The following is a 26168-nucleotide window of genomic DNA, read 5'->3' as shown; positions in this document are numbered from 1 at the left end:
CGCATGACAGCGAAGGATTTTTGACATGGACGCAAAGATGCCCATGGGCGCCGATCGTGCCCGCGCGTTGGAGATCTTCGCGGCAGTCATGCGCGCGGGCAGTTTCTCGGGGGCGGGACGCGCGCTCGGACTGACCCCGTCGGCGGTCGCGCGCTCGATCGACCGGATCGAAGCGCGGCTTGGCGTCCGGCTGTTGCTGCGCTCGACGCGCGCGCTGACACCGACCGCGGAGGGCCAGGTCTATCTTCAGACTGCGCGGCGTATCCTTGCCGACCTCGACGATGCCGAACAGCAGCTCGCCGATCAGGGCTCACCCCGCGGACGGCTGCGGATCAGCGCCGCGCTGTCGCACGGGCGGCTCTGCATCGTCCCGCTGCTCGGCGAATTCGTCCGCCTCCACCCGCATATCGTGCTCGATTTCGCGCTGACCGACGCCATCGTCGATATCGCCGCGGGGCAGGCCGACGTCGCGATCCGCTTCGGTCCGCTCGCCGACAGCCTGCTGACGGCCCGCAAGATCGGCGAGAGCGGCCGCGTGATCGTCGCGTCGCCCGACTATCTGGCACGCTGGGGCACGCCGACGCAGCCCGAAGACCTGCACCGTCACAATTGCCTCAACTTCAACTTCCGCCGGGTCGAGCCGGTCTGGCCGTTCCGCCGCGACGGACAGGCGATCGCGCTGTCGGTGCGGGGCAATATCGAAGCGAACAACGGCGAGACGCTCGGGCAACTCGCCGCCGCCGGCGTCGGCCTGGCGCGCGTCGGCGCCTTCAGCGTGGTCGATGATATCGCCGCGGGCCGATTGGTGGCGGTGCTCGAAGCGTATAATCCGGGCGACGTCGAGCAGATCCACGCGGTCTTCGTCGGCGGCACGAACGTCCCCGCTCGCGTCCGCGCCTTCGTCGATTTCCTCGCCGCGCAGCCAGGCCTGAGCGCGTGAATTTTCGGCGCCTGCCGTCGTCATGACGAACGAGGCGGCAACTGGCTGCGCGGACGCTCCCCGGTTCCGCGTCAGTCCTTGAACGGATCGATCTGCTGGATCGTGCCGTCGGCGTTGAACGACAATTCGGTCATCTTGGCGGAGCGGAGGTGGTTCTTATTCGACAGCTGCGTGTCGTGATAGAACAGCCACCAGCGGTTCTTGAACGCGATGATCGAGTGGTGCGTGGTCCAGCCCTGCACCGGCGTCATGATATGACCGGTATAGCGGAACGGACCGTAGGGATTGTCGCCGACCGCATAGGCGATGAAGTGCGTGTCGCCGGTCGAGTAGGTGAAATAGTATTTGCCGCCGCGCTTGAACATCCACGACGCCTCGAAGAAGCGCCGGTCGTGGTCGCCGCCGAGGATCGGCTTGCCGGCTTCGTCGACGATCCGGACGTCGCGTGGCGCTTCGGCGAACTGCTTCATGTCCGCGGACATCCGTGCGACCTTGGGGGCGAGGGCAGGCTTGTCGTCCTGCTTCAGGTCGGTGTCGCCGCCGTTCGGGTCGAACTTGCCGGTTGCCCAACGCTGGAGCTGGCCGCCCCAGATGCCGCCGAAATACATGTAGCTCTCGCCGGTCGTATCGCTGAACACCGCCGGATCGATCGAGAAGCTGCCGCGGATCGGAAGCGCTTCCGACTTGAACGGGCCGGTCGGCGACTTCGAGGTGGCGACGCCGATCCGGAACACGCCCTGTTTGTCGCGCGCGGGCATGTAGAGATAATAAATGCCGTTCTTGTACGCGGCGTCGGGTGCCCAGGTCTGCTTCGAGGCCCAGGGGATCTGCTTCACGTCGATGCCGACCGGATGGATCGTCACCGGACCGCCGGGGCGATCCATGCTCAGCACGCGGTAATCGTGCATCGCATATTGGTTGCCGAGATCGTCGTCGGGGATCCCCGCATCGACGTCGTGGCTGGGATAGACGTAGATCCTGCCGTTGAAGACATGCGCGGACGGGTCCGCCGCGAAGATCTTGGTGACCAGGGGTTGCGCCAGATAGCGCTTGCCGTCGGGACTGCGCGGTTCGGCCTTGGCGGCACGCGCTGTTGCGGCGGGCGTCTTGGCGGGCGCCTTGGCAGTCTGGGCGATCGCGATGCCGGAGGCGATCATCACGGGCAACGCGACGACGAGGGCGGGGATATGGCCGGGTATACGGAGGCGCATGGCCTTTCGATCCTTCCTGATAAACGATCTTCTATGAGATCTGTGGTCCACGGATGTGGAGAGATAGCGCTATCATATCACGGCCGCGGACACCGGCAAGCGCTGATCGGCGCCGCCGGTCCGGGTGGTCAGAGGCAGAGGTCGGCGGGCGGTCCGGCGAGTGCGGGCGCGGATGGCGGTCCGGCCAGCGAGGGTGTCGGTCCCGGTCGCGACAGGTCGGTTGCGCTGGCGTAATAAAAATCGGCTTCGGCATTCTGCAGCGTCACGAACCGGAAGCCCATGTCTCGGTAGAGCGCGAGCAGGCGCGGCAGCATGCGCGCGTCGAACGCGCCGACATGCATCAGCAGGACATAGGGGATGTCGCGTCCGACCTGCGTCTGCGCTCGCGCGCGTGCGGTCAGCGCGGCGGCGCGGGCGTCGGCGAGGAAGCTGGCCTCAAGCGCCTGGATGGCGGCGGTATCGCGCTTGACCGCGCAGGCGGCATAGACCGGGTTCCATTTGAAATCGTTGAAACTCATCGTCACCGCGGCGGCACGGTAGCCGCGTTCGTGCAACGCTGTCCGTGCGGCGTCGCGTAGTGCCGGCGTGCTGCCCTCCGCGAGGAACGGATACCGGAACCAGTGCCAGTCAATGCCCTTGGCTGCCGTGGCAAGGGTGGCTTCGTTGCGCGTCACCTCGGCGGCGAAGGCGGGGGCACCGACCTGGTCGAGATTGACGTGCGAATAGGTGTGGTTGCCGAGCGGCAGTCCGGCGGCGCGCCACGCGGCGATCACGCGTGCGGCATCGTCGGGCGTGTCGAGCCCGAACCCGGCATTGAGGAAACCGAACGCGGGTGCCTTTGCCTTCGCCAATGCAGCGGTGATGTCGCGGATCACGCCGACGCGCGTCTGGCCGGGCGCGAGCGGTCCGTGCGCCGGGATGTCGTCGAAAGTCAGCGCGATCGCAGGACGCCGATCGCCGGCCGGTGCGACTGCCACGCGACCCGCAGCCCCGATCCCCGCGCGCGAAGTCGACGCGGTACTGTCGAACAACGCCAACGGTACCTCCTCCCCCATGATGCGATATCCGGCCTCGGACGGATGGAGATGATCACCGGAATCATAGGCGGGGGCGAGCCGGTCGGGATGTGCGGGATCGCGCATCAGCCGGTCGAAGTCGATCACCGAGTCGAACACGCCGGACGTGCGGATGAAGCGGTTGACCGCCTGACGGTCCGCCTCGTTCGCGGCGCCCGGATGATAATAGTCGTTGCCGCCGAACGGCATCACCGTGCCGCCGATGACCTTGATCCCGTGAGCGTGCGCGCGCGCGACGAGCTGCGCGTAGCCCGCGGTCATCTGCGCGACGATCGCAGCGTGCTGCGCAGGAGTGGCGGGGGCGTCGCGGGTGAGGACGCCAAGATCGTTGACGCCCTCCAGCACGATCGCCCAGCGCACGCCGCTGCGCGCGATCACGTCGCGGTCGAAGCGGGCGAGCAGATTGGGGCCGAGCCCGTCGAGCAGCATGCGATTGCCCCCGATCCCGGCATTGACGACGCCGATCGCCTGCGTTGCCGGTCGCGCGCGCAGTCTCTGCGCCAACACGTCGGGCCAGCGGCTGTTGCGCTCGGGCTTCACGCCGTAGCCGTCGGTGATCGAATCGCCGATCGCGACGACCGTCCCGGCACTCGCGGCGCCCGAGACCTCGATATCGGCCAGCGCATACCAGTGCGTCGTCGTCGTCGCGCCGGCCAGCGTCGCGGCGTCGACATGATCGCCGGCGAGCGTGAAGCTTGTCGCGCGCGCACCGGGATGGCCGGTCTGCGGGCTGGCGGCGTCCGGCAGGTACAGGCTCACGGCGAGGTCTGCGCCGGGCGCAACGGGGAACGCGATCGGATCCGAATAGACCTCCGCCCCCGCCGGGATCATCGCATCGGCGCGTCCCGAAAAGGTCAGCCGTGCGCCTCCCCCGATCTGCGGCGTGCCGGGCGCGACCGACCGCGCGAGGTGCGCGCCGCCGATCGCGAGCGGGCGCGTGCCGAACGCGTTGGACAGGCGAACGCGGATGCGCGCGCCGCCGGCGGACAGCCGCACCACCTGCCGCAAGGTGATCGCGCCCGCACGGTCGGCGGGGAGCGCATTCTCGCCCTCGGCGATCATCTGGGACGAGCCCCAACTCGCGATCCACGGCGTACCGGGATGCGCGGGAACGACGTCGCGTGCGCCTGCGCCGGTGACGATCAGCGCGCCGAAGATCAGCGCCGCCGGCCATCGCTTCGGCCGTAATGGGCTCGATCCGCCGATCATTGCGGATTGCCCGGTGCGTACGGAAAGCTCTGCGCCTTGTACCAGGCCAGATCGTGTTCGGGTGCGCGCGTACCCACCGGAAGCGGTCGGCGGTTGACCGACATCCAATAGGACAGGCTCGCATCGCGCCACCATCGCGCCTCGCGTTCCTGGATCGCCAGATACGTCGCGGTCTTGTCCCAGCGTCCCGCGTCGATCTGCGTCTTCAGGCCATCCCATTGCTTCCGCATGTCGCCGACATAGCCGACGCCGGCATCATAATCATGGACCATTTCCGCCCATAGGATCCGCCCTGACGCCATCCGCCGATCCCACGGCACATGGTGGAACCACAGCAGTTCACGCTCGGGTGTCGTCGCCGGGTCGGCGAGCCGGCGGGCGAGATCGGGTGCGTATTGCGCGACCGCGTCGCTCCCCGTCTTCGTCCGGTCGAAGCCGATTCCGGCCTTGTCGGCGCGGTGGTAATAGACCGGGTTCCATTCGGGGCGCTTGAGGTCCGCGATCCACGGGCCGGGGCCATAGTGATGCCCCGTCGCCATGACGTGCGCGAGACCGAGCGGGGTCATGTAATCGACCACCGCCTCGCGCGATCCCATCATCATGCGCGTGACGGGATCGACGACGGCGGGCGAAGGGGCGAAGGTCATCGCCGCCCATTCGCGCGCAACGGGGGCGGCGCCGAGCGTCGGATCCCATGCCATCCGTCCGAATGCGTACCAGTTCGCCTGGTTGAAGGTGGAGCCCGCCCAATCACGGTCGCGCCCGATGTTCGCGACGCCCGCCATCCCGGTCAGCGTGTGGCCCTCGACAGACCCGTCGACGACCTTCGCGACGGTCTCGCCGGGCGATCGCATCGTCTCGCTCGCCAGCGTCTCCGCGAACAGCGGCCCGAGATAGGCGAGGTGAGTCGCGAAGCCGAGATACTCCTTGGTGATCTGGAATTCGATCATCAGCGGCGTCTTAGGCATCGCGCCGAACAGCGGATGGAACGGCTCGCGCGGCTGGAAATCGATCGCGCCGTTCTTCACCTGGACGATGACGTTGCTGGCGAACTTGCCGTCGAGCGGCTTGAACTCGGTGTACGCCTGTTTCGCGCGGTCGTCGGGGTCGGTCTCGGCATAGACGAACGCGCGCCACATCACGATCCCGCCATGCGGCGCGACCGCAGCGGCGAGCATGTTGGCACCGTCGGCATGGCTGCGACGATAGTCGCGCGGACCCGGCTGGCCCTCGCTGTTCGCCTTCACCAGGAAGCCGCCGAAATCGGGGATGCTGCGATAGATCTCGTCGGTCTTCGCCTTCCACCATGCCGCGACCTGCGGATCGAGCGGGTCGGCGGTCTTGAGGCCACCGAGTTCGATCGGTGCCGAAAACCGCGCCGACAAGTACACCTTGATCCCGTACGGCCGGAACACGTCCGCCAGCGCCGCCGCCTTGGCGATATAGCGCGGCGTCAGGCTTTCGGCCTTCGCGTTGACGTTGTTGAGGACGGTGCCGTTGATTCCGATCGACGCGTTGGCCCGCGCGTAATCGGTGTAGCGCGCGTCATGGAGATCGGGGAGCGTCCACCAGTCCCACAGCGACACGCCGGCATAGCCGCGCTCGACGACGCCATCCAGATTGTCCCAATGGTTCAGCACGCGCAGTCTGACGCGGGGCGCGGACGTCAGGTCGATGCGGTCGAGACTGCCGCCGGTCTGGACGTACCGCAGCAGCGCGAAGCTGCCGTACAGCACGCCGCGATCGGTGTTCGCCGTCACCAGCGTCGCGCGCTTGCCGCCGATCGTCGTCGTGCGAACGATATAGCCTTCGTCGCCCAGCGTCGTGAGCGGCAGGCGGAGTGCGGCGACGTCGCGGTCCGTCGCGGTCGCCAGCACGATCGGATGCGCGCTCGCGCCGTCGCCGATCGCCCGGCCGGACAGCCCGGCGATCCCGCGGCGGACTTCGTCGGCGGCAACGCGGAGCGTCGGCGTGTCGCCCCTGCGTTCGATCGATTGCACGCTTCGGTTCAGCGCGCCGGCCTGCGTCGCCGCGAGCGGGCGATAGCGCATCCAGAGGTCGTACCCGTCCTCCGCCTGCGCCGCGGTGGTCCCCATGACGATCATCGTGATCGCGACGACGAGCTTGCCGAATAGCGTCATTCTTTCCTCTCCCGCCGACCGACCGCGCATTGACAACGGTTCTGTTTGTCGGACATGTTATCGCTATCACGACGACGGCATCGACAGCAATGCCGCGTTTCAAGACAGGAGAACAGGGTGTCCGGCAACACAATCGCCTCGATCGCGACCAACCGCCGCAGCGTGCTCGGCTGGCTGGGAACCGCCTCGGTCGCAGCCCTGACACCCGGTATCGCCTCTGCCGCGGCAGCGCCCGCGATCTACAAGGACGCGCGTGCGCCGGTCGATCTGCGGGTGCGCGACCTGCTGTCCCGGATGACGCTCGACGAGAAGGTCGCGCAGTTGATCACGCTGTCGACCACCAAGCGGCAGGTGATGGACGCGGCGCTGAAATTCGATCCCGCGCGTGCCGATACCGCGTATCCGAACGGCATCGGCCAGATCGCGCGACCGTCCGATCGCGGGGGTGCCGCGACCGCAGCCAACACCGGCACCGACGTCACCGGTCGCTGGCGCGCGCCCGCCGATACGATCGCCTTCGTCAACGCGGCGCAGCGCTGGGCGACGACTCGCAGCCGGCTCGGTATCCCGATCCTGTTCCACGAGGAGGCGCTGCACGGCTTCATGGCGCCCGAAGCGACGAGCTTTCCGCAGGCGATCGCGTTGGCCGGATCGTTCGACCGCGACCTCGTCCGCCGTGTGAACGCGGTGATCGCGCGCGAGGTTCGCGCACACGGCACCGTGCTGGCGCTGTCGCCGGTCGTCGACATCGCGCGCGATCCGCGCTGGGGCCGGATCGAGGAGACGTTCGGCGAAGACCCGTATCTTTGCGGTGAAATGGGTGTCGCCGCGGTGATCGGCCTGCAGGGTGAGGGCAAGACGCTGGCGCCGGGCAAGGTCTTCGCGACGCTGAAGCATATGACCGGACACGGCCAGCCCGAGAGCGGCGAGAACGTCGCGCCCGCGCCGATCGCCGAACGCGAACTGCGCGAGAATTTCTTCCCGCCGTTCCGGGCTGTCGTCGCGCGCACCGGGATCGGCGCGGTGATGCCGTCGTACAACGAGATTGACGGCGTCCCCAGCCATGCCAATCGCTGGTTGCTGCACGACGTGCTGCGCGGCGAATGGGGCTTCGATGGCGCGATCGTCAGCGATTATGCGGCGATCGGCGAGCTTGCCTCGCTGCACCACATCGCGGTCGATCGCGACGCCGCGGCCCGTCTCGCGTTGGCGGCGGGCGTCGATTCCGACCTGCCCGACGGCGAGGCCTATCGCTCGCTCGCGGACCAGGTGCGCGCCGGCAAAGTGTCGGTCGAGGCGGTCGACGAGGCGTGCCGGCGGATGCTGACGATGAAGGTCCGGTCGGGCATGTTCGAACAGCCGATCGTCGATCCGAAGGAGGCCGCGCGGCTGACCGGCAATGCCGAGGCGCGCGCACTGGCGCTAGAGGCGGCGCGGCGCTCCATCGCGCTACTCGTCAACGACGGCACGCTGCCGCTGACGGCGGGCGCGCACAAGACGGTCGCGGTGATCGGCCCCAATGCGGCGATCGCGCGGCTCGGCGGCTATTCGTCGATCCCCAAGGCGACCGTCTCGCTGCTCGACGGCGTGCGCGCGCGGCTGAAGGGCAAGGCGGAGGTGGTCCATGCGCAGGGCGTGTTCATCACCCAGAACGAGGATCGCTCTGCCAACGAGGTGCTGCTCGCCGACCCTGCGAAGAACCGCCAGCTGATCGCCGAGGCGGTCGAGGTGGCGAAGACCGCCGACGTCATCCTGCTCGCGATCGGCGACACCGAACAGACCAGCCGCGAGGGCTATGCCAAGACGCATCTCGGCGATCGCACCAGCCTGGACCTGCTCGGCGAACAGAATGCGCTGTTCGCGGCGATGAAGGCGACCGGCAAGCCCGTCGTGGTCGTCGCGATCAACGGCCGTCCGCCATCCTGGCCGACCGCGGTCGAGAGCGCGAACGCGTTGCTCGAATGCTGGTATGTCGGACAGGAAGGCGGCACCGCGATCGCCGAGGCGCTGTTCGGCGATATCAATCCGGGCGCCAAGCTGCCCGTGACGGTCGCGCGCTCCACGGGGCAATTGCCGGTGTTCTACGACGCGAAGCCGTCCGCGCGCCGCGGCTATCTGTTCGACACCACCGCGCCGCTGTTCCCGTTCGGGTTCGGGCTCAGCTACACTAGGTTCGAGATCGGCACGCCGCGCCTGTCTGCGGCGAAGATCGGGATCGCCGGGACCGTCACGGTCGCGGTCGACGTGACGAATACCGGGCAGCGCGCCGGCGACGAAGTGGTGCAGCTCTACGTGCGCGACCAGGTCTCGTCGGTCGCGCGGCCGATCATCGAACTGAAGGGGTTCGAGCGCGTCACGCTGGCGCCCGGCGAGCGCAAGACCGTGCAGTTCGCGCTCGGCCCCGACGCATTCCGGTTCTTCGACATAAACATGCGCGAGGTCGTCGAGCCGGGCCTGTTCGATATCTCGGTCGGGCCCGATTCCGCGCATCTCAAGACCGCCATTCTCGAAATCGCCTGAGGGACCGCCCATGCCCAAGATCGTTTCCGCCCGCGTCATCGTCACCTCCCCCGGCCGCAATTTCGTCACGCTGAAGATCGAGTGCGACGACGGTACCACCGGGCTAGGTGACGCGACGCTCAATGGCCGCGAACTGAGCGTCGCCAGCTACCTGACCGATCACGTCGTACCGTGCCTGATCGGCCGCGACGCGCACCGGATCGAGGACGTCTGGCAGTATCTCTACAAGGGCGCGTACTGGCGCCGCGGCCCGGTGACGATGGCGGCGATCGCGGCAGTCGACACGGCATTGTGGGACATCAAGGGCAAGCTCGCGGGGATGCCGGTGTACCAGTTGCTCGGCGGCGCGGCGCGCGACGCGTGCATGGTCTACGCGCACGCCAACGGCACGACGATCGAGGACACGATCGCGGTCGCCAAGGCCGAGCAGGCGAAGGGCTACAAGGCGATCCGGCTGCAGTGCGGCGTACCGGGGCTCGCCTCGACCTACGGCGTTGCCAAGCACGGCGCGCGCTACGAACCCGCCGATGCCGACCTGCCGAGCGAAAGCGTGTGGTCGACCGAGAAATATCTCCGCGTTGTGCCTGAACTGTTCAAGGCCGCGCGCGAGGCGATGGGTTGGGATGTTCATCTGCTCCATGACATCCACCACCGGCTGACGCCGATCGAGGCGGGGCGGCTCGGCAAGGCGCTCGAGCCGTATAATCTGTTCTGGATCGAGGACCCGACGCCGGCCGAGAACCAGGAGGCGTTCAAGCTGATCCGCCAGCACACGACGACGCCGATCGCGGTAGGCGAGGTGTTCAATTCGATCTGGGATGCGAAGGATCTGATCCAGAACCAGCTGATCGACTATATCCGCGCGACCGTCGTCCATGCCGGCGGCATCACGCACCTGCGCCGGATCGCGTCGCTCGCCGATCTGTACCAGGTGCGGACCGGCTGCCACGGCGCGACCGACCTGTCGCCTGTGGCGATGGCGGCGGCGCTGCACTTCGGACTGTCGGTGCCTAATTTCGGCGTGCAGGAGCATATGCCGCACACCGACGAGACCGATGCGGTCTTCCCGCACGCGTACAGCTTCGACGACGGCATGATGCATCCGGGGGAAGCGCCGGGGTTGGGCGTCGACATCGACGAGGATCTCGCGGCGACCTACGATTATAAACGCGCCTATCTTCCGGTCGCGCGACTGGAAGACGGCACGTTGTGCAACTGGTGAGTGGCGACGTGACGGCCGCTCCCGTGATCGACAAGCCGCGCGGTCGGATCCGCTGGATCGTCTGCGCGCTGCTGTTCGCGGCGGTGGTGCTGAGCTATATCGACCGGCTCGTCCTGCCGACGCTCAAGCCCGATCTGCAGGTCCGCTACGGCTGGAGCGAGACGGGTTATGCCGACCTCGCCATCTGGTTCCAGGCCGCCTACGGCCTCAGCTACGTCGTGTTCGGCCGGCTGATCGACCGCGTCGGCGCGCGCGTCGGCTATGCGCTGGCGGTGACGTTGTGGACGCTAGGCCATGTCGCGCACGTGTTCTTCACCTCGACCGGCGGCTTGATCCTGGCGCGGATCCCGCTCGCGCTGGGGGAGGCGGGGACGTTCCCGGCGGCGATCGCGGCGACCAACGAATGGTTTCCCCGGCGCGAGCGCGCGCTGGCGATCGGCATCTTCAACGCAGGCTCGAACGTCGGCGCGATCCTGACGCCGCTGGTGGTGCCGATCATCGCGGTGACGATGGGCTGGCGCTGGGCGTTCATCCTGACCGGGCTGCTGACCGTCGTCTGGCTGGTCGCCTGGCTCGGCTTCTATCGTCGCCCGCGCGAGCATCCCAAGGTCACGCCGGAGGAACTCGCCTATATCGAGAGCGAACCGGTCGAGCCCGGTCGGCCGGTGGCGTGGAAGACGTTGCTGCGCCAGCGCCAGACCTGGGCCTATATGCTCGGCCGGTTCCTGATCGATCCGGTGTGGTGGACCTTCCTGTTCTGGCTGCCCGATTTCTTCAACAAGCAATACGGCATCACGATGCTGGCATTCGGCCCGCCGCTGATCGCGGTGTATTTGCTCGCCGACGTCGGTTCGGTCGCCGGCGGCTGGTTCTCGTCGCGGTTGATCGGGCGTGGGTACAGCGTCAACCGGGCGCGGAAAACCGCGATGTTCGTCTGTGCGCTGTGTGCGGTGCCGATCGCGTTCGCGACTCAGGTGCCGAACATGTGGTGGGCGGTGCTGATGATCGGCCTCGCCTGCGCCGGGCACCAGGGGTTCTCGGCCAATCTCTACGCGTTGCCGGGCGACCTGTTGCCGCGCTGGGCGACGGGCTCCGTCGTCGGTCTCGGCGGGTTGTCGGGCGCGGTCGGCGGGATGCTGATGGCGAAGTTCGCCGGCACCATCCTCGAGACCGTCGGCAGCTACCAGCCGATCTTCATCGTCGCGGCCTGCGCCTATCTCGTCGCGCTCGCCGTCATCCACCTCATCGTGCCGCGCTATGCGCAGGTGCCTCCGGAACGCCTGTTATGACCAAGCCTTTGCGCCTTCATCCCGATCGCCTGTTCCCCGACGAACCGCGCACCCGCGACATCGCGCGCGCGCTCCATGCGGGCGTGAAGGACCTGCCGATCGTCAGCCCGCACGGCCATACCGATCCGGCATGGTTCGCGCGGAACGAGGCGTTCAGCGATCCCGCCTCGCTGCTGATCGTGCCCGATCACTACGTGTTCCGCATGCTCTACAGCCAGGGCGTGCCCCTCGACGCACTCGGCGTCCCGACGGTGGATGGCAGCGCGACGGAAACCGATCCGCGGAAAATCTGGCGCATCTTCGCAGGCCACTACCCCCTGTTCCGCGGCACGCCGTCGCGGATGTGGCTCGACTGGGTGTTCGCCGAGGCGTTCGGCATCGACGTCCGCCTCGAACCCGCGACCGCGGACCTGTATTTCGACACGATCGATGCCGCGCTGAAGACACCCGACTTCCGCCCGCGCGCGCTGTTCGACCGGTTCGGCATCGAACTGATCGCGACCACCGAAAGCCCGCTCGACCCGCTCAATCACCATGCCGCGATCCGCGCGAGCGACTGGAACGGCCGCGTCGTCACCGCCTATCGCCCCGATCCCGTCGTCGATCCCGACACGCCGGGCTTCGCCGCCAACGTCCGCCGCTTCGGCGAAACCGCGGGCGAAGACGTCGGCAGTTACGCCGGCTACCTCGCCGCACATCGTTTCCACCGCGCACGCTTCCGCGCGGCAGGCGCCACCTCGACCGACCACGGCCACCCATCGGCAGCAACCGCAGACCTGACGCCCGCCGAAGCGGAAGCGCTTTACGCCCGGGTCATGGCTCAACCGACGGCCGCCGACGCGGAACTCTTCCGCGCGCAGATGCTGACCGAGATGGCGGCGATGAGCGTCGAGGACGGCATGGTCATGCAGCTTCACCCAGCCGTCTCGCGCAGCCACAACGCCTCGGTGCTGGCACGCTTCGGTCGCGACAAGGGCGGAGACATCCCGCTCCCCGGCGAGTTCGTCCGTGCGCTGAAGCCGCTGCTCGACCGGTTCGGCAACGATCCCCGGCTGACGCTGATCCTGTTCACCCTCAACGAGGATACGTATTCCCGCGAACTCGCACCGCTCGCCGGGCATTATCCGTCGCTGCGGCTCGGCCCGCCCTGGTGGTTCCACGATAGCCCGGAGGGGATGCGCCGCTTTCGCGAACGCGCGACCGAGACCGCCGGCTTCTACAACACGGTCGGCTTCAACGACGACACGCGCGCCTTCCTGTCGATCCCCGCGCGCCACGATGTCGCGCGTCGGATGGACTGCGCGTTCCTCGCCAAACTCGTCGCCGAACACCGGCTCGAAGAGGACGAGGCGCACGAGGTCGCCCGCGCACTTGCCTATGACCTAGTCAAAGATGCCTACAAGCTGTGAGACACATGATGACATTGCGCACTTCGATCCTGGCGCTGACCGCGCTCTCGGTCGCGACGCCCGCGCTCGCCGATGCACCCTCGCTGCGCAAACAGGGTAGCGCGACGCAGTTGATCGTCGGCGGCAAGCCGATGCTGATCATCGGTGGCGAGCTGAGCAATTCGGCGGCGTCCAGCGCGGCGTACATGGCGCCGCACTGGAAGACACTGCGCGCGATGCACCTCAACACCGTGCTCGCGCCGGTCGCGTGGGAACTGATCGAGCCACGCGAAGGCCAGTTCGACTGGACCTCCGTGGATACCATGCTGCGCGATGCGCGCGCCGCCGACCTGAAGCTCGTCATCCTGTGGTTCGGCGCGTGGAAGAATTCGATGTCGACCTATGTGCCGGCCTGGGTGAAGCGCGACCAGACGCGGTTTCCGCGCGCGCACGGACCGAACGGGCAGGGCGTCGACATCCTCTCGGCGTTCGCGCCCGAGACGCTGAAGGCGGACCAGCGCGCCTATGCCGCGCTGATGGCGCATCTGAAGGCGGTCGACGGCACACAGAACACCGTCGTGATGATGCAGGTCGAGAACGAGATCGGGATGCTGCCGGTTGCCCGCGATTACGGTCCGCTCGCCGAAGCCGCGTACCGCCAGCCGGTGCCGACCGAACTCGTCCGGTATCTGACCGCGCACCAGGCGAACCTCGTTCCCGAGATGCACGCGATGTGGGTCGAGCGAGGAGCAAGGACGCAAGGCTCGTGGGAGGAGCTGTTCGGCGCGGGCGATGCGGCCGCCGAAGTGTTCACCGCCTGGCATTATGCGCGCTTCGCCGATCAGCTGACCGCGGCGGGCAAGGCGGCGTATCCGATGCCGATGTACGTCAACGTCGCGCTCAACCGTCCCGGCCGCGCACCCGGCGAATATCCGAGCGGCGGGCCGTTGCCGCATCTGATCGACGTTTGGAAGGCCGGTGCGCCGACGATCGATTTTCTCGCGCCCGACATCTATTTTCCGAACTATGTCGACCTGGTCGGCCGCTACAAACGCCCGGACAACCCGCTGTTCATTCCCGAAGCCAACAACGCGGACAATGCGGCTGTCCCGGCCAACGCATTCTATGCCTATGGCGAGCATGACGCGATCGGCTTCGGCCCGTTCTCGATCGACTCCGCCGACGATGCGCCGGGCGATCTGGCCAAGGCCTATGACGTGATCGCGCAGCTTTCGCCGCAGATCCTCGCCGCGCAGGGCTCGAACCGGATGGCGGGGTTCAAGCCGCGCGTGCTGTATGACGAGACCGTGATCTACGAACCGCAGACGCGCGACATCGGCGGATACCGGTTCACGATCGCCTATGCCGACATCCAGCGGCCGGTCGCGAAACCCGACATGGCGAGCTATGGCGGGATGATCATCCAGACCGGACCGGAAGAGTTTCTGGTCGCGGGGCAGGGCATCACCGTCACCTTCAAGCCGATCGGCGACGGCCCCGGGCTTGCCGGTATCGACAGCGCGTACGAGGGGCGTTTCGACACTACGGGGCGGTGGGTGGCGGGTCGGCTGCTCAACGGCGACCAGACTCATCAGGGCCGTCATATCAGCCTGCCGGCCGGCGCATGGCAGATTCAGCGAGTGAAACTTTACCGCTACCGCTGAAACTATTGACAGCGATCGGTCCGACAATTACTCATAATATGATAGCGCTATCATAAATTGCGCAAGATTTAACGTATCCCGACATCGAAGCGGGGACATCACACGGAGGGGATATCCCATGAACTTCACCGCACGCCGTCACCACGTCCGCGCCACATTGCTGGCCGCTGCTGCCGGTAACATCCTGATCGTCGCGGCGCCTGTCGCCGCGCAGGTTGCGCAGCCCGATGCGGCGACCAGCACGACCGCACCGGCAACGCCCGACCAGCAGGGCATCACCGGCACGACCACGCAGGCGGCGCCGTCGCAGGCCGATGCGACCGGGCAGAGCGCCACCGCTGCCGACAATGGTCTCGGCGCGACCGACGAGATCATCGTCACCGGCATCCGCGGCAGCCTCCAGAGCGCGACCAACGCGAAGCGCAACGCGGTCGCATTCGGCGATTCGATCTTCGCCGAGGACATCGGCAAGCTGCCCGCGACCAACCTCGCCGAGACGCTCAACCGCATTCCCGGCGTGCGCCTGAACCGCGATATCACCGGCGAAGGCGTCCAGGTCGCGATCCGCGGTCTCGGCCCGAGCTTTTCGAAGGTGCTGCTCAACAACACGCAGATCGCGATCGCGTCGGATGGCGGCACCAACGGCACCGGCGGCGGCAACCGCGAGGTCGATCTCGATTTCTTCCCGTCCGAACTGTTCACCCGCCTCGACGTGCTGAAGTCGCCGGTCGCATCGACGCTGGAGGGCGGGATCGCCGGTACGGTCAACCTGCGCAACGCACGCCCGTTCGACAATCCGGGCACGCACCTGACGGTCGTCGGGCAGGGCCAGTATAACGATACCAACAACCGCTTCGGCCCGCGCGGCGCGATCGTCGCGAGCAAGACCTGGGACAAGTTCGGCATCCTGATCGGCTTGCAGGGCGTCGATCAGAAGACCCGCGTCGATGGCTTCGAGACGGTCGGCTACACCGACGGCAACGTCCCGACCGGGCGGCCGGGCGTCGGCGACGTCGGTGGCAACGGCTTCGCCTACGCGCCGGTCGTACCGCGCAACACCGGCTTCGGCCTGACGCCGGGTGCGCCCGTCAATCTCGCGGCGACGTCGGGGCTGACCGATACGCAGATCCGCAGCGCGCTGATCCCCCGTCTCGGCCGCAACAACGTGACGCAGGGGACCCGCTCGCGGTATTCGGCATTGCTCGCGCTCGAGTTCCGCCCGACCGACACGCTCAGTTTCGCGTTCGACGGTATCTACGCCAAGTCGAAGCGCGATTACGTCAAGTCGAACATGAACTGGTACGTCCGCAATTCGGGCCCCGGTACCGATCCTACGTCGACCGGCGGCATGGTGCCGATCGGCCTGACGGTGGACGCGAACAACGTCGTCACCAGCGGTACGTTCGCCAACTCGGTGTTCTTCCTCGAAGAGAGCATCTTCCGCCAGACCACCGAATTCTACAATGTGAACCCGAGCGTCACCTGGGCACCCAGCGACACGTTCAAGGTCGAGGCGCAGGTCAATTACGGCAAGAGCACGTTCTATCGCGAACAGCCGAGCTTCCTGATCCAGACTCCGCGCGAGACCGGGATCAACGCGTTCTACGACAATACCGACAGCAACAATCCGCAGCCGATCATCACCTCGAACGTCGATCTCGGCGATCCGAACCTTGGCTGGAAATGGTACCGCCAGAACGTCCAGAGCGTACGCCGCGAGACCGAGACCAAGGGCGCGCATGTCGATTTCACGCTCGGCGATGCGAACATGAACCTGAAGTTCGGCGGCGCGTACGACAGCGCGCTGCGCAACGTCCGCGCCTATGACAATTCGACCGCGTACCAGACGTCGGTGTGCGGCGCGACGTGCGACGGCACCACCGGCAGCGTCACCAACGCGCAATTGTCGCAGTATCTGCAACGCCTCAACGTCACCGATATCGGCAAGCTGTCGAAGGGCAATGTCGGCTATACGAGCATCATCTCGACCAAGCTGAAAGAGCTGCAGGCGGCGACCAACTACCAGTCGTTCCTCGACAACGCGCCCGAAGCGCGTGGTTCGGTGACCGGCGGCACGACCGGCGACATCCTCGAAAAGACGTTCGGCTTCTACATGGAGGGCAACGGCGTCACCGAGATCTTCGGTCGCGAACTGCGCGCCAATGCCGGCGTCCGCTATGTCCATACCGACCAGCACGTCGCCGGCCCGGTCCAGGTCGCGGCAGGCCTTGTCGACGTGATCCAGGACTCGTCCTACGAGAAGGTCCTGCCGTCGCTCAACCTGACCTACGACGTGGCGACCCGCCTCAAGCTGCGGTTTGCGACCTCGATCAGCATGACGCGCGCCGATGCCGGGTCGCTGCTGCCCGGCCTGACCTTCTCCGATCAAGGTGCTCAGGTCGCGACCGCGGGCAACCCCAACCTGAAGCCCTACACGTCGGAGAATATCGATCTGGGCGGCGAATATTACACCGGCGGGATCGGCTATGTCGGCGTGTCGTACTTCCGCAAGAACATCGACGGATTCACCGCCAACATCCAGTCGACGGTGCCGTTCTCGGCGCTGAACCTCGCGTTCAGCACGCTCACTACGACGCAGCAGCAGGCGATCAATGGTCGCGGTGGTCCCGACGTCGCGCAGATCGTCGTGACGCAGCCGGTCAACCTGAACCAGCTCAAGATCCAGGGCGTCGAGGCGACCTGGGTCCAGCCGCTCGATTTCCTCGTCCGCGGGCTCGGCTTCTCGGCGAACGGCACGCGGATCACGCAGAAGTCGGATACCGGGCTGGTCGCGTCGGGCATCGCGCCGTGGAGCTACAACCTCCAGGGCTTCTACGAAGGCCACGGCGTGTCGCTCAGCCTGAACTATGTCTGGAACGACGAATCGATCGCCGCGAACGGTCCGCAGAACAACATCCCCGTGCCGCTGCGGGCCGATGCGCGTGGCCAGTTCGATATTTCCGCCGGATATCAGCTGCCGTTCTTCGACAACCGCGTGCGCCTGACGCTCGACGTGCTCAACATCACCAACGAGCCGCTGCGGACCACCTTCGGCTACGACAATGCAGCCTACAGCGTCTATTATCCGGGTCGCCAGTTCCTCGCCGGCATCCGCGCCAAGTTCTAAGTCTCCTCTCCCGAGGACCCTGTGGGGCCGGTCCGAAAGGATCGGCCCCTTTTTTTGTATATTCGCCGGCTATTCCTCCAGTCTCGGCACCCTGCGTTGCTTGTCTATCCTGTGATGAGGGCGTGGTGGTGCCAATTTGTCACGGCCACGAGCGATGCTCCCTTAGCTTTCTGCCGACTTATCAACCGATTGCAGATTAAATCCAATTTGGATCAATGTTTATCGCAGTGTGTGTAGCAATAGAGAGATATTCGGTCGCAAAGATGCTTGCCACTGTCTCTGTAAGGTCTATGTTAGCGCTCGCACAGCCGGCGTACGATCGGCGTGGGAGTATCCGCGGTCACAAGGCTGCGACCAAGAGGGGATGATCATGAAGGCTAATAGTCTTTCGTCGGCGCTCGCGCGTTCGGCATCCGTTATAGCGGTGGCGTACTGTCTTACGGTATCAGGCGTTGCTTCTGCACAAGCTCAGACGCAGGCCGGCGCCGACGCCACGAATGCGCAGCCGACGACGGCACCGGGCACGACGGCAGACCCCGCGGCCGCGGCCGGTCAGCTCACGCAACCGCAGACCGCGCCGTCGTCCGAATCTTCTCTTGCTGCCCAGGCGCCTGCGAGCGACGAGATCGTCGTCACCGGCGTTCGTGCCAGCCTCGAACGGTCGATCGCGATCAAGCGCAATTCGACCGGCATCGTCGACGCGATCTCGGCGGAGGATATCGGCAAGTTCCCCGACACCAACCTCGCCGAGTCGCTGCAGCGGATCACGGGCGTCTCGATCAATCGTACCAACGGCGAAGGCGCGCTGGTCACCGTTCGCGGCTTCGGCCCGAGCTACAATCTGGTCACGCTGAACGGCCGCCAGCTTGCGACCGCTAACGTGCAGGTCGTCGGCGGCGATCAGAATTCCGATGGCGCGCAGGGTGCGAGCCGGTCGTTCGACTTCTCGAACCTCGCCTCCGAAGGTGTCCGCACGCTCGAGGTCTACAAGACCGGCCGCGCATCCGTGCCGACCGGCGGCATCGGCGCGACCATCAACGTGGTCACGCGCCGCCCGCTCGACGGCAAGGGCGGCCTGACCGGCAGCATCGGGGCGAAGGGCGTGTACGACACGAGTACCGATGGCTGCCTGGATTGCGGATCGAAGGTCACGCCGGAGCTTTCGGGCGTGCTCAGCTGGGCCGATCCGACCGACCGGTTCGGCGTGTCGCTGTTCGGCAGCTACCAGAAGCGCAACTTCACCTCGATCGCGGCGACGTCCAACGACTGGAATGTCATGCCGTACAGCGAATTTCTGACGGGTGGCTTCACCAAGGGAGACGGCAGCACCAAGATCACGGGCGCGCCGACCAACCCGAACCAGCTCATCGCGTTCCCCAACGACAGTCGTTATCATTACGCCGAGGGTAGCCGCGAGCGCATCAACGGGCAGGCTGTGGTCCAGTTCAAGCCGATCGAGACGCTGACGCTGACCGCCGACGCGCTGTTCGCGCAGAACACGCAGAAGGAAGTTCGCTCGGATCTGTCGAACTGGTTCAGTCGGCCGTTCGACGAAGTGCGGTTCGACGCGAACCCCGTCGTCGCTACCGCTAATTATCTCCACGAGACGATCAATGGCGCCAAGGACGAAGGATTCGAAGCGCAGAATCGCGGCCAGAAGAGCCGGGTTCAGGATTTCGGCTTGAACGGCAAGTGGGAGATCACCGACAACTTCACGTTCAATCTCGACGGCCATTACAGCAAGGCGTCGAGCAGGCCGGACAACCCCAACGGCAATAGCTCGACCTTGGTCGGCATGGCCGCCAACGTCGTAACCTCGCACTCGGTCGACTATACCGGGGCAATTCCGGTCCAGGACGTGACGCTGAACGGCCTGCTGACGGTTGCTCAGGTCGGCTCGCAGGTTGGGCGCACCTTCGCGTCCGCGCAGGATCAGCGCGTCAAGGAACTGCGCGGCGATTTTGGCTGGGATCTCGGCGGGGGCAGCCGTTTCGATTTCGGCGGCAACCTGCGCAACACAAACATGCACCAGACGCGCGTTTCCACTCAGCAGGTTCTCGGCGACTGGGGCATAACCAGCCCTGGCGACGTGGAGCGGCTGGTTCCCGGTGCGCTGCAATCCTTCTGCCTGGTGTGCAAGTTCAAGAGTTACGATCCGGGCAACGATCCTGAGTCGCAGACAGCCTTCCGTGGTGATGCGGCGTCGATCTACTCGGTCCTGTCACCATTCTACAGCAAGGCCGGAAATTTGGTCGGTACCACGGCCAATGAAGACAATCGGGTTCGGGAAAAGATCTGGTCGGTATACGGTCAGGTTACGTGGAAGGGCGAACTGGGCTCATTACCTGCAACGCTCGTGGCCGGCGTGCGCTACGAACAAACGAAGTCGACGTCGAGATCGCTGGTGGCGGTGCCCGCTGCGATCAATTGGGTTTCGGACAACGACTACACCCTCGTTATTTCGAACCAGACCAGCTTCCTGACGGACAGCGGAACCTACAACAACTTCTTGCCGTCGATGGATTTTCAGGTCGAACTTAAGAACAACCTGATCGCTCGCCTTTCGTTCAGCAAGACGATCGCCCGACCGGAATATGGCAACCTGTTTACCTCGACCAGCGTCGGCGGACCCTCCCGGCCGATTGCCAATGGCGGACTAGCCACTGGATCGTCGGGCAACGCTAAATTGATCCCGCTGGAGTCGGACAATCTCGATGCGTCGCTTGAATGGTACTATAAGCCGGACAGCTATCTGTCGTTTGGCGTGTTCGACAAGCGCGTACGTAACTTCATCGGTAACGGCCAAAGCTCTACCACGCTGTTCGGGTTGAGGGATCCAAGCTCGGGCGCGGCGGGCACCCGCTCCGGACAGGCGAAGGCGGCGTTGCAGGCGCTGGGTGCCGACCAGAGCGACGTCAACCTGTTCGCGTTGACGGCGTTGCTCGACCAGACCGGTTCGATCGGCGCGGCGACCACGGTGTTCCAGGCAAACTACAATGCCGCCACGCGCTCGCTGAACGACGATTTTGTCAAGCAGATCAACAACACCCGCGATGTGATCGCCAACGGAACGGACGTGCTCTATCAGTTCCAGTTGACCCAGCCGATCAACAACAAGGACGCCGAAATCTACGGCTTCGAAGCGGCGGGGCAGCATTTCTTCGGATCGACCGGCTTCGGCGTAAGCGCAGCCTACACCCTGGTGCGCGGCGATGTCGGTTTCAACATCGGTGCGCCGACGACGGAGAACCAGTTTGCGCTGCTTGGTCTATCGGATACGTTCAATGCGACCTTGATCTTCGATAAATACGGCCTGTCGGCACGGATCGCCTATAACTGGCGCGACAAGTTCCTGTCGGGAATCAATCGCGGCAATTCGAAAAATCCGGAGTTCACCAAGCCGTTCGGTCAGCTCGATGCGAATATTAGCTATGATATCACGCCGAGCTTCGCGGTATCGATCGAAGGAATCAATCTGACCGAAACGAGGCTTCGCACTTACGGCCGCGACGAGAGCGAACTCTGGTTCGGCCAAGAACTGCGGCGCCGCTTCCTGCTTGGCGGTCGCTTCCGCTTCTGAACGGATGCGGCGTTCGACAGTGACGATGTTCCCCTCGCCTGGCCGGGAGGGGAACATTGGTCATGGATGCCGCAGTGCGACGCCGCCCGATCGATATCGCACCGAACCATGCCAACGATGCGGCGATCTGACTTTCCACCGCACGCAGTGGCGGAACTCGGTACGTCCTGCCCCGTCGTGGCACCGCCAAGCCGCAAATTCTCCAACCCGGCGAAAGCCGAGGCTCAATTGGGGACGGCTCATTACTCTCGCGACCTAACGAACCTGCAAGGCTCATGGACAAGGCCCTGAATGCGCACAGAAACAAACAACCCAAAATGCACCAGGTGCGTAAACGCCCGCGCCGGATTGCGTGCCGCAACCGTGCTCTGCATGATGCCGCGCGTACCCGGCCCGTGGTTTGCGAAAGGCGCATCGTGACGAATATTGTCCTTCTGAATAACGTCGATCACCAGGATCTGACGGTCGCGACCGGCCATGGTCCAGAGTTCGGCGACGCGGTGAACCAGGTGCTGGTCTTCCCGACCGAATGGCAGGATCTGCAACGCGAATACCCGATCCTGTTCCGACGTTCGGAGGAGGGACGGTTCCAGTCGGTCGCACTCGTCGGGCTCGATCGTGACGAAAATCTGTTTCTCGGCGATGGCGTCTGGCACGCGCGCTATGTCCCGGCGCTGCATCAGCGGGGGCCCTTCTCGATCGGCCTGACCCGCGCCGAGGACGGCAGCGAAGCCGAGCCGATGGTCCACGTCGACCTCGATTCACCGCGTATCACCGCACGGGGCGAGGGCGCTCCCGGGCAGGTCGTCTTCCTGCCGCATGGTGGCAACAGTCCGTATCTCGATGCCGTGTCGGACGTGCTCGGGCGCATCCATGACGGGGTGATCGCGAACGACCCGATGTTCGACGCATTCCAGGTCGAAGGCCTGATAGAGCCGGTCGCGCTCGAGATATTCCTCGACGAGACGAACAAATACACACTCGACGACCTCTACACGATCTCGGCCGAACGACTTGCCGCGCTCGATGGCGAAGCGCTGGCGCGCCTCCACGCCCCCGGATTTCTCCAACTCGCCTTCTTCGCGATCGCGTCGCTGGGGACTGTCTCGCGACTGATCGAACTCAAGACCAGCCGGCTCGCAGCGCAGTGACCGACCGCGATACCTTGCCGGCTGTTCGCACGATCGAGGGCGTAAAGCGCGGTGAGATCGACTTCGCCGCGCTGATCGAAGCTGGCGAACCGGTCGTGCTGAAGGCGGTGGCGACCGACCTGCCGCTGGTCGAGGCCGGGCGGGAGGGTGCGGACGCGGCGATGGCGTATCTGTTGCGGTTCGATGCAGGACGTCCGGTGGTCGGCTTCGTCGGCGAACCGAAGATCGGCGGCCGCTTCTTCTACAACGACGACGTCACCGGCATGAACTACGCGGCGAGCCGCGCGCCGCTGGCCGATTATCTCGACCGGATCCGCGCGGGTATCGCCGGAGCCGAGGCGCCATCGGTGTATCTCGGCTCGACCGACGTCGACACGTTCTTCCCCGGTTTGCGCGCCGAGAACCCCGTCGTGGCCGAAGGCGACCTGCCCGGTTCCGGGACGCCGCTCGCCAGCCTCTGGATCGGCAACCGCACGACCGCGGCGGCGCACTGGGACATGTCGAACAACATCGCCTGCCCGCTGGTCGGCCGGCGTCGTTTCACGCTGTTCCCGCCCGATCAGGTCGCGAACCTCTATCCCGGCCCGCTCGAACCGACGCCAGGCGGGCAGGTCGTCAGCATGGTCGATTTCATCGAACCCGATTTCGACCGCCATCCGGGTTTCCGCGACGCTTTGAAGGTGGCGCAGATCGCCGACCTCGATCCGGGCGATATCCTCGTCTACCCGGCCCTGTGGTGGCACCGGGTCGAGGCGCTCGACGACTTCAACGTCATGGTCAATTATTGGTGGAACGACGTGCCGGCGTTCGTCGATACGCCGATGACGACGATGCTGCACGGAATGCTCAGCCTGCGCGATCGTTCCGAGGGCGAGAAGCGGGCGTGGCGCGAACTGTTCGACTATTACGTCTTCGGCGCCGCCGAGCGCGCGGGCGAACACCTGCCGCCGCACGCTCGCGGTCCGCTCGCGACGCTGGACGACACCGCCGCACGGCGATTGCGGGCGCAGGTCCTGCAGCGTCTCAACAGATAGGATGGCCATGACGGACACACAGCGGAGCCGCGTCGTGATCGCGGGCGGTGGCACCACCGGCTGGCTTGCCGCCGCCGCGATCGCGCAACAGCTCGGCGCGCTGGTCGACGTCACGCTCGTCGAATCCGAAGAGATCGGCACGATCGGCGTCGGCGAATCGACCATCCCGACGGCCCGCGCGTTCCACCGGCTGATCGGGATCGACGAGCAGCACTTCATGGCCGAGACCGGCGCCACCTTCAAACTCGGCATATCGTTCGAGAACTGGGCGCGGATCGGCGATCGCTACATTCACGCATTCGGCGAAACCGGCCAATCGACCTGGATGGGTGCGTTCCACCATTTCTGGCTCCAGGCGCGCGAAGACGGTTTCGGCGGCGACCTCGGCGACTATTGCCTCGAACTCCAGGCGGCGCAGGCGGAGCGGTTCGCGATCGGCGGCAACGCACCCGAGCTGAGCTATGCCTATCACCTCGACGCGGGCCGCTATGCGCGACACCTGCGTACGCTCGCCGAAGGGGCAGGCGCTCGCCGCATCGAAGGATTCATCGACCGCGTCGAACAGGATGGCGAGAGCGGTGACATCGCCGCGCTCGTGCTGCGCTCGGGGGAGCGGATCGAGGGCGACCTGTTCATCGACTGCACCGGGTTCCGCGCGATGCTGATCGGCCAGACTTTGGGATCGCCGTTCGAGAATTGGCGGCATTGGTTGCCGACCGACAGCGCGGTCGTCACGCAGACGCGCTCGGTGGGGCCGGCGGTGCCGTACACGCGCGCGATCGCGCACGGTGCGGGGTGGCGCTGGCAGATTCCGCTCCAGCACCGTGTCGGCAACGGGCTCGTCTATGACAGCCGCCACCTCTCCGCGGACGAGGCGCATGCGCAATTGCTCGCCGAAGTCGAAGGCGAAGTCCTGTTCGATCCACGCCTGATCCGCTTCCAGCCCGGCCGTCGCCAGGACGTGTGGCGCGGCAATTGCGTTGCGTTGGGGCTCGCGGGCGGGTTCGTCGAGCCGCTCGAATCCACCGCGATCCACCTCGCGATGATCGGCATCACGCGCTTGCTCCAGGTGTTCCCGTTCGGTGGCCATCATGCGGCGACGGCCAAGCGCTTCAACGAACAGGCCGCCGCCGATATCGAACGGATCCGCGACTTCATCGTGCTCCATTACGTTCTGACCGAGCGCGACGACACGGCGTTCTGGGATGCGTGCCGGACGATGGAAATCCCCGATACGCTGAGCGACCGGATCGCGCTGTTTCGCGAAAGCGGCATGGCGTATCAGGACGGCGAGGAGATTTTCCGCGTCGCCTCCTGGGCGCAGGTCATGACCGGCCAGCGGCTGTCTCCCCGCCAGCATCACCAGATGGGCCGGATCATGGGCGAGCCGCGCCTGCGACAGGTCCTGGGAGACATGAAGACGACTATCGCGAAGCAAGTCGCGGTCCTGCCGACACATCAGCAGTTCCTGCGTACCTATTGCCCCGCCGATGTTTGAGCGGACCGCCAACGATGCGTTCCGGCCGGGACGTCGTGACATCCTGTTCGGTGCGGCGGCTATGGTCGCCGCGCCTGTTTTTGGTGCGGGCCCTGCTGCCGAGCCGCGCATCCAGCGGATGTCGCCGGCGTTCGACCGGATGGTCGCGCCCGGCACGCGGGTCGAGACGATCGCGACCGGCATTCGCTGGGCGGAGGGCCCGGTATGGGTCGAGGCCGGAAAGTATCTGCTGTTCTCCGATCCGCCCGCCAACATCGTTCGTCGCTGGCGCAAGGGTGGCCCCGCCGTGCCGTTCCTCGATCCGTCGGGGGCAGGGGGCACCGACCCCAAGCTCGTCCGCGAGCCGGGGGCGAACGGACTGACGCTCGACCGCGAGGGCCGGCTGTTGATCGCGAACAGCGGCGGTCGGTCGATCGACCGGGTAAACCTGGTCACGCGGCGGCGTGAGACCGTCGTCGATCGCTACCAGGGAAAGCGGTTCAACAGCCCGAACGACATGCATGTCGCACGCGACGGGACGCTCTATTTCACCGATCCGCCGTACGGCCTGACCGAAGGCGATACGTCGCCGCTTAAGGAACTGGCGGTGAACGGCGTCTATCGGCTGCGGCCGGGTGGTACGGTCGAACTGCTGGAGGGCAGCCTGACCCGACCGAACGGCATCGCGCTGTCGCCCGACGAAACGCGACTTTACGTGTCGGTGTCGGACGAAACCGCGCCGCGGATCATGGTCTACGACCTCGATGCGAAAGGCGTGCGCAACGCGCGGGTGCTGCTCGATGCCACGGCGATGAAGGCGCGGGGCGGGGCAGGGTTGCCCGACGGCATGAAGGTCGCGCGCGACGGGACGCTGGTGTGCTCGGTGCCCGGCGGCATGATGGTCATGACGCCCGACGCGGAGCCGCTCGCGCTCGTGACGACCGGCGCACCGATCGCCAACTGCGCGTTCGGTGAGCGGGGGCGGGCGCTGTACATGACCGCCAACGACCGTGTCCTGCGCCTGCCGCTGCGTGGCGGTTGGCAAGGCGAGGGCTGATCGATCTTCGTTCGACACGGACCGTTCAGCCCTTCGCCGTGTGGGGTTTTACGACCGACACGAGTTGAATATTCACGATATT

General features: G+C 65.9%; 15 protein-coding genes. 12 read left to right on the top strand and 3 right to left on the bottom strand.

Features of this window, described 5'->3' with window-relative positions; genetic code table 11:
• Positions 1-25: 25 nt before the first annotated feature.
• Positions 26-940, top strand: coding sequence for a LysR family transcriptional regulator (locus IFR23_RS14565; protein ID WP_107963037.1), 915 nt, complete (start codon positions 26-28; stop codon positions 938-940).
• Positions 941-1011: 71 nt separating this feature from the next.
• On the opposite strand, the gene IFR23_RS14560 is transcribed toward IFR23_RS14565, so the two are convergent.
• The 3 genes from IFR23_RS14560 to IFR23_RS14550 all read right to left on the bottom strand — a co-directional run bounded on the left by IFR23_RS14560 (position 1012) and on the right by IFR23_RS14550 (position 6577).
• A complete protein-coding gene (locus IFR23_RS14560) occupies positions 1012-2097 on the bottom strand; it encodes a glycoside hydrolase family 43 protein (protein ID WP_192976550.1) in 1086 nt (361 codons plus the stop codon).
• A 182-nt stretch (positions 2098-2279) separates the two neighbouring features.
• Complete coding sequence (locus tag IFR23_RS20315; protein WP_192976526.1) at positions 2280-4436, bottom strand: GDSL-type esterase/lipase family protein; 2157 nt, start codon at positions 4434-4436, stop codon at positions 2280-2282.
• A complete protein-coding gene (locus IFR23_RS14550) occupies positions 4433-6577 on the bottom strand; it encodes an alpha-glucuronidase family glycosyl hydrolase (protein ID WP_192976525.1) in 2145 nt (714 codons plus the stop codon). The genes IFR23_RS20315 and IFR23_RS14550 overlap by 4 nt, the downstream gene beginning before the upstream one ends.
• Before the next feature lie 117 nt (positions 6578-6694).
• On the opposite strand from IFR23_RS14550, the gene IFR23_RS14545 reads away from it, so the two are divergent.
• From IFR23_RS14545 to IFR23_RS14495, 11 genes are all read left to right on the top strand, one after another.
• Positions 6695-9097, top strand: coding sequence for a glycoside hydrolase family 3 N-terminal domain-containing protein (locus IFR23_RS14545; RefSeq protein WP_446740913.1), 2403 nt, complete (start codon positions 6695-6697; stop codon positions 9095-9097).
• A 10-nt stretch (positions 9098-9107) separates the two neighbouring features.
• Positions 9108-10319, top strand: coding sequence for a D-mannonate dehydratase ManD (manD, locus tag IFR23_RS14540; RefSeq protein WP_192976523.1), 1212 nt, complete (start codon positions 9108-9110; stop codon positions 10317-10319).
• A gap of 8 nt (positions 10320-10327) precedes the next feature.
• Positions 10328-11608, top strand: a complete 1281-nt coding sequence (locus IFR23_RS14535) for an MFS transporter (protein ID WP_192976522.1) — start codon at positions 10328-10330, stop codon at positions 11606-11608.
• Positions 11605-13017 carry a glucuronate isomerase gene (uxaC, locus tag IFR23_RS14530; protein WP_192976521.1) on the top strand — a complete coding sequence of 471 codons (1413 nt, stop codon included), beginning with the start codon at positions 11605-11607 and terminating at the stop codon, positions 13015-13017. Before IFR23_RS14535 ends, uxaC begins: the two co-directional genes overlap by 4 nt.
• 8 nt (positions 13018-13025) lie before the next feature.
• Positions 13026-14660: a GH35 family beta-galactosidase gene (locus IFR23_RS14525; RefSeq protein WP_192976520.1), complete on the top strand. Its 1635-nt coding sequence runs from the start codon at positions 13026-13028 to the stop codon at positions 14658-14660.
• A 118-nt stretch (positions 14661-14778) separates the two neighbouring features.
• Entirely contained in the window at positions 14779-17787 is a 3009-nt protein-coding gene (locus IFR23_RS14520; protein ID WP_107963044.1) for a TonB-dependent receptor, read from the top strand.
• Between the two features lie 370 nt (positions 17788-18157).
• Positions 18158-21367 carry a TonB-dependent receptor gene (locus tag IFR23_RS14515; protein WP_192976519.1) on the top strand — a complete coding sequence of 1070 codons (3210 nt, stop codon included), beginning with the start codon at positions 18158-18160 and terminating at the stop codon, positions 21365-21367.
• A gap of 416 nt (positions 21368-21783) precedes the next feature.
• Positions 21784-22518, top strand: coding sequence for a SapC family protein (locus tag IFR23_RS14510; RefSeq protein ID WP_342344967.1), 735 nt, complete (start codon positions 21784-21786; stop codon positions 22516-22518).
• Positions 22515-23552: a cupin-like domain-containing protein gene (locus IFR23_RS14505; RefSeq protein ID WP_446740912.1), complete on the top strand. Its 1038-nt coding sequence runs from the start codon at positions 22515-22517 to the stop codon at positions 23550-23552. Before IFR23_RS14510 ends, IFR23_RS14505 begins: the two co-directional genes overlap by 4 nt.
• 7 nt (positions 23553-23559) lie before the next feature.
• Positions 23560-25050 carry a tryptophan halogenase family protein gene (locus IFR23_RS14500; RefSeq protein WP_192976517.1) on the top strand — a complete coding sequence of 497 codons (1491 nt, stop codon included), beginning with the start codon at positions 23560-23562 and terminating at the stop codon, positions 25048-25050.
• Positions 25043-26086 carry an SMP-30/gluconolactonase/LRE family protein gene (locus IFR23_RS14495; protein ID WP_192976516.1) on the top strand — a complete coding sequence of 348 codons (1044 nt, stop codon included), beginning with the start codon at positions 25043-25045 and terminating at the stop codon, positions 26084-26086. The genes IFR23_RS14500 and IFR23_RS14495 overlap by 8 nt, the downstream gene beginning before the upstream one ends.
• Positions 26087-26168 lie beyond the last annotated feature (82 nt).

It is taken from the genome of Sphingomonas sp. CFBP 13603 (assembly GCF_014892665.1).
Classification (GTDB): domain Bacteria; phylum Pseudomonadota; class Alphaproteobacteria; order Sphingomonadales; family Sphingomonadaceae; genus Sphingomonas.
This window is presented reverse-complemented; position numbering and strand designations above follow the sequence as displayed.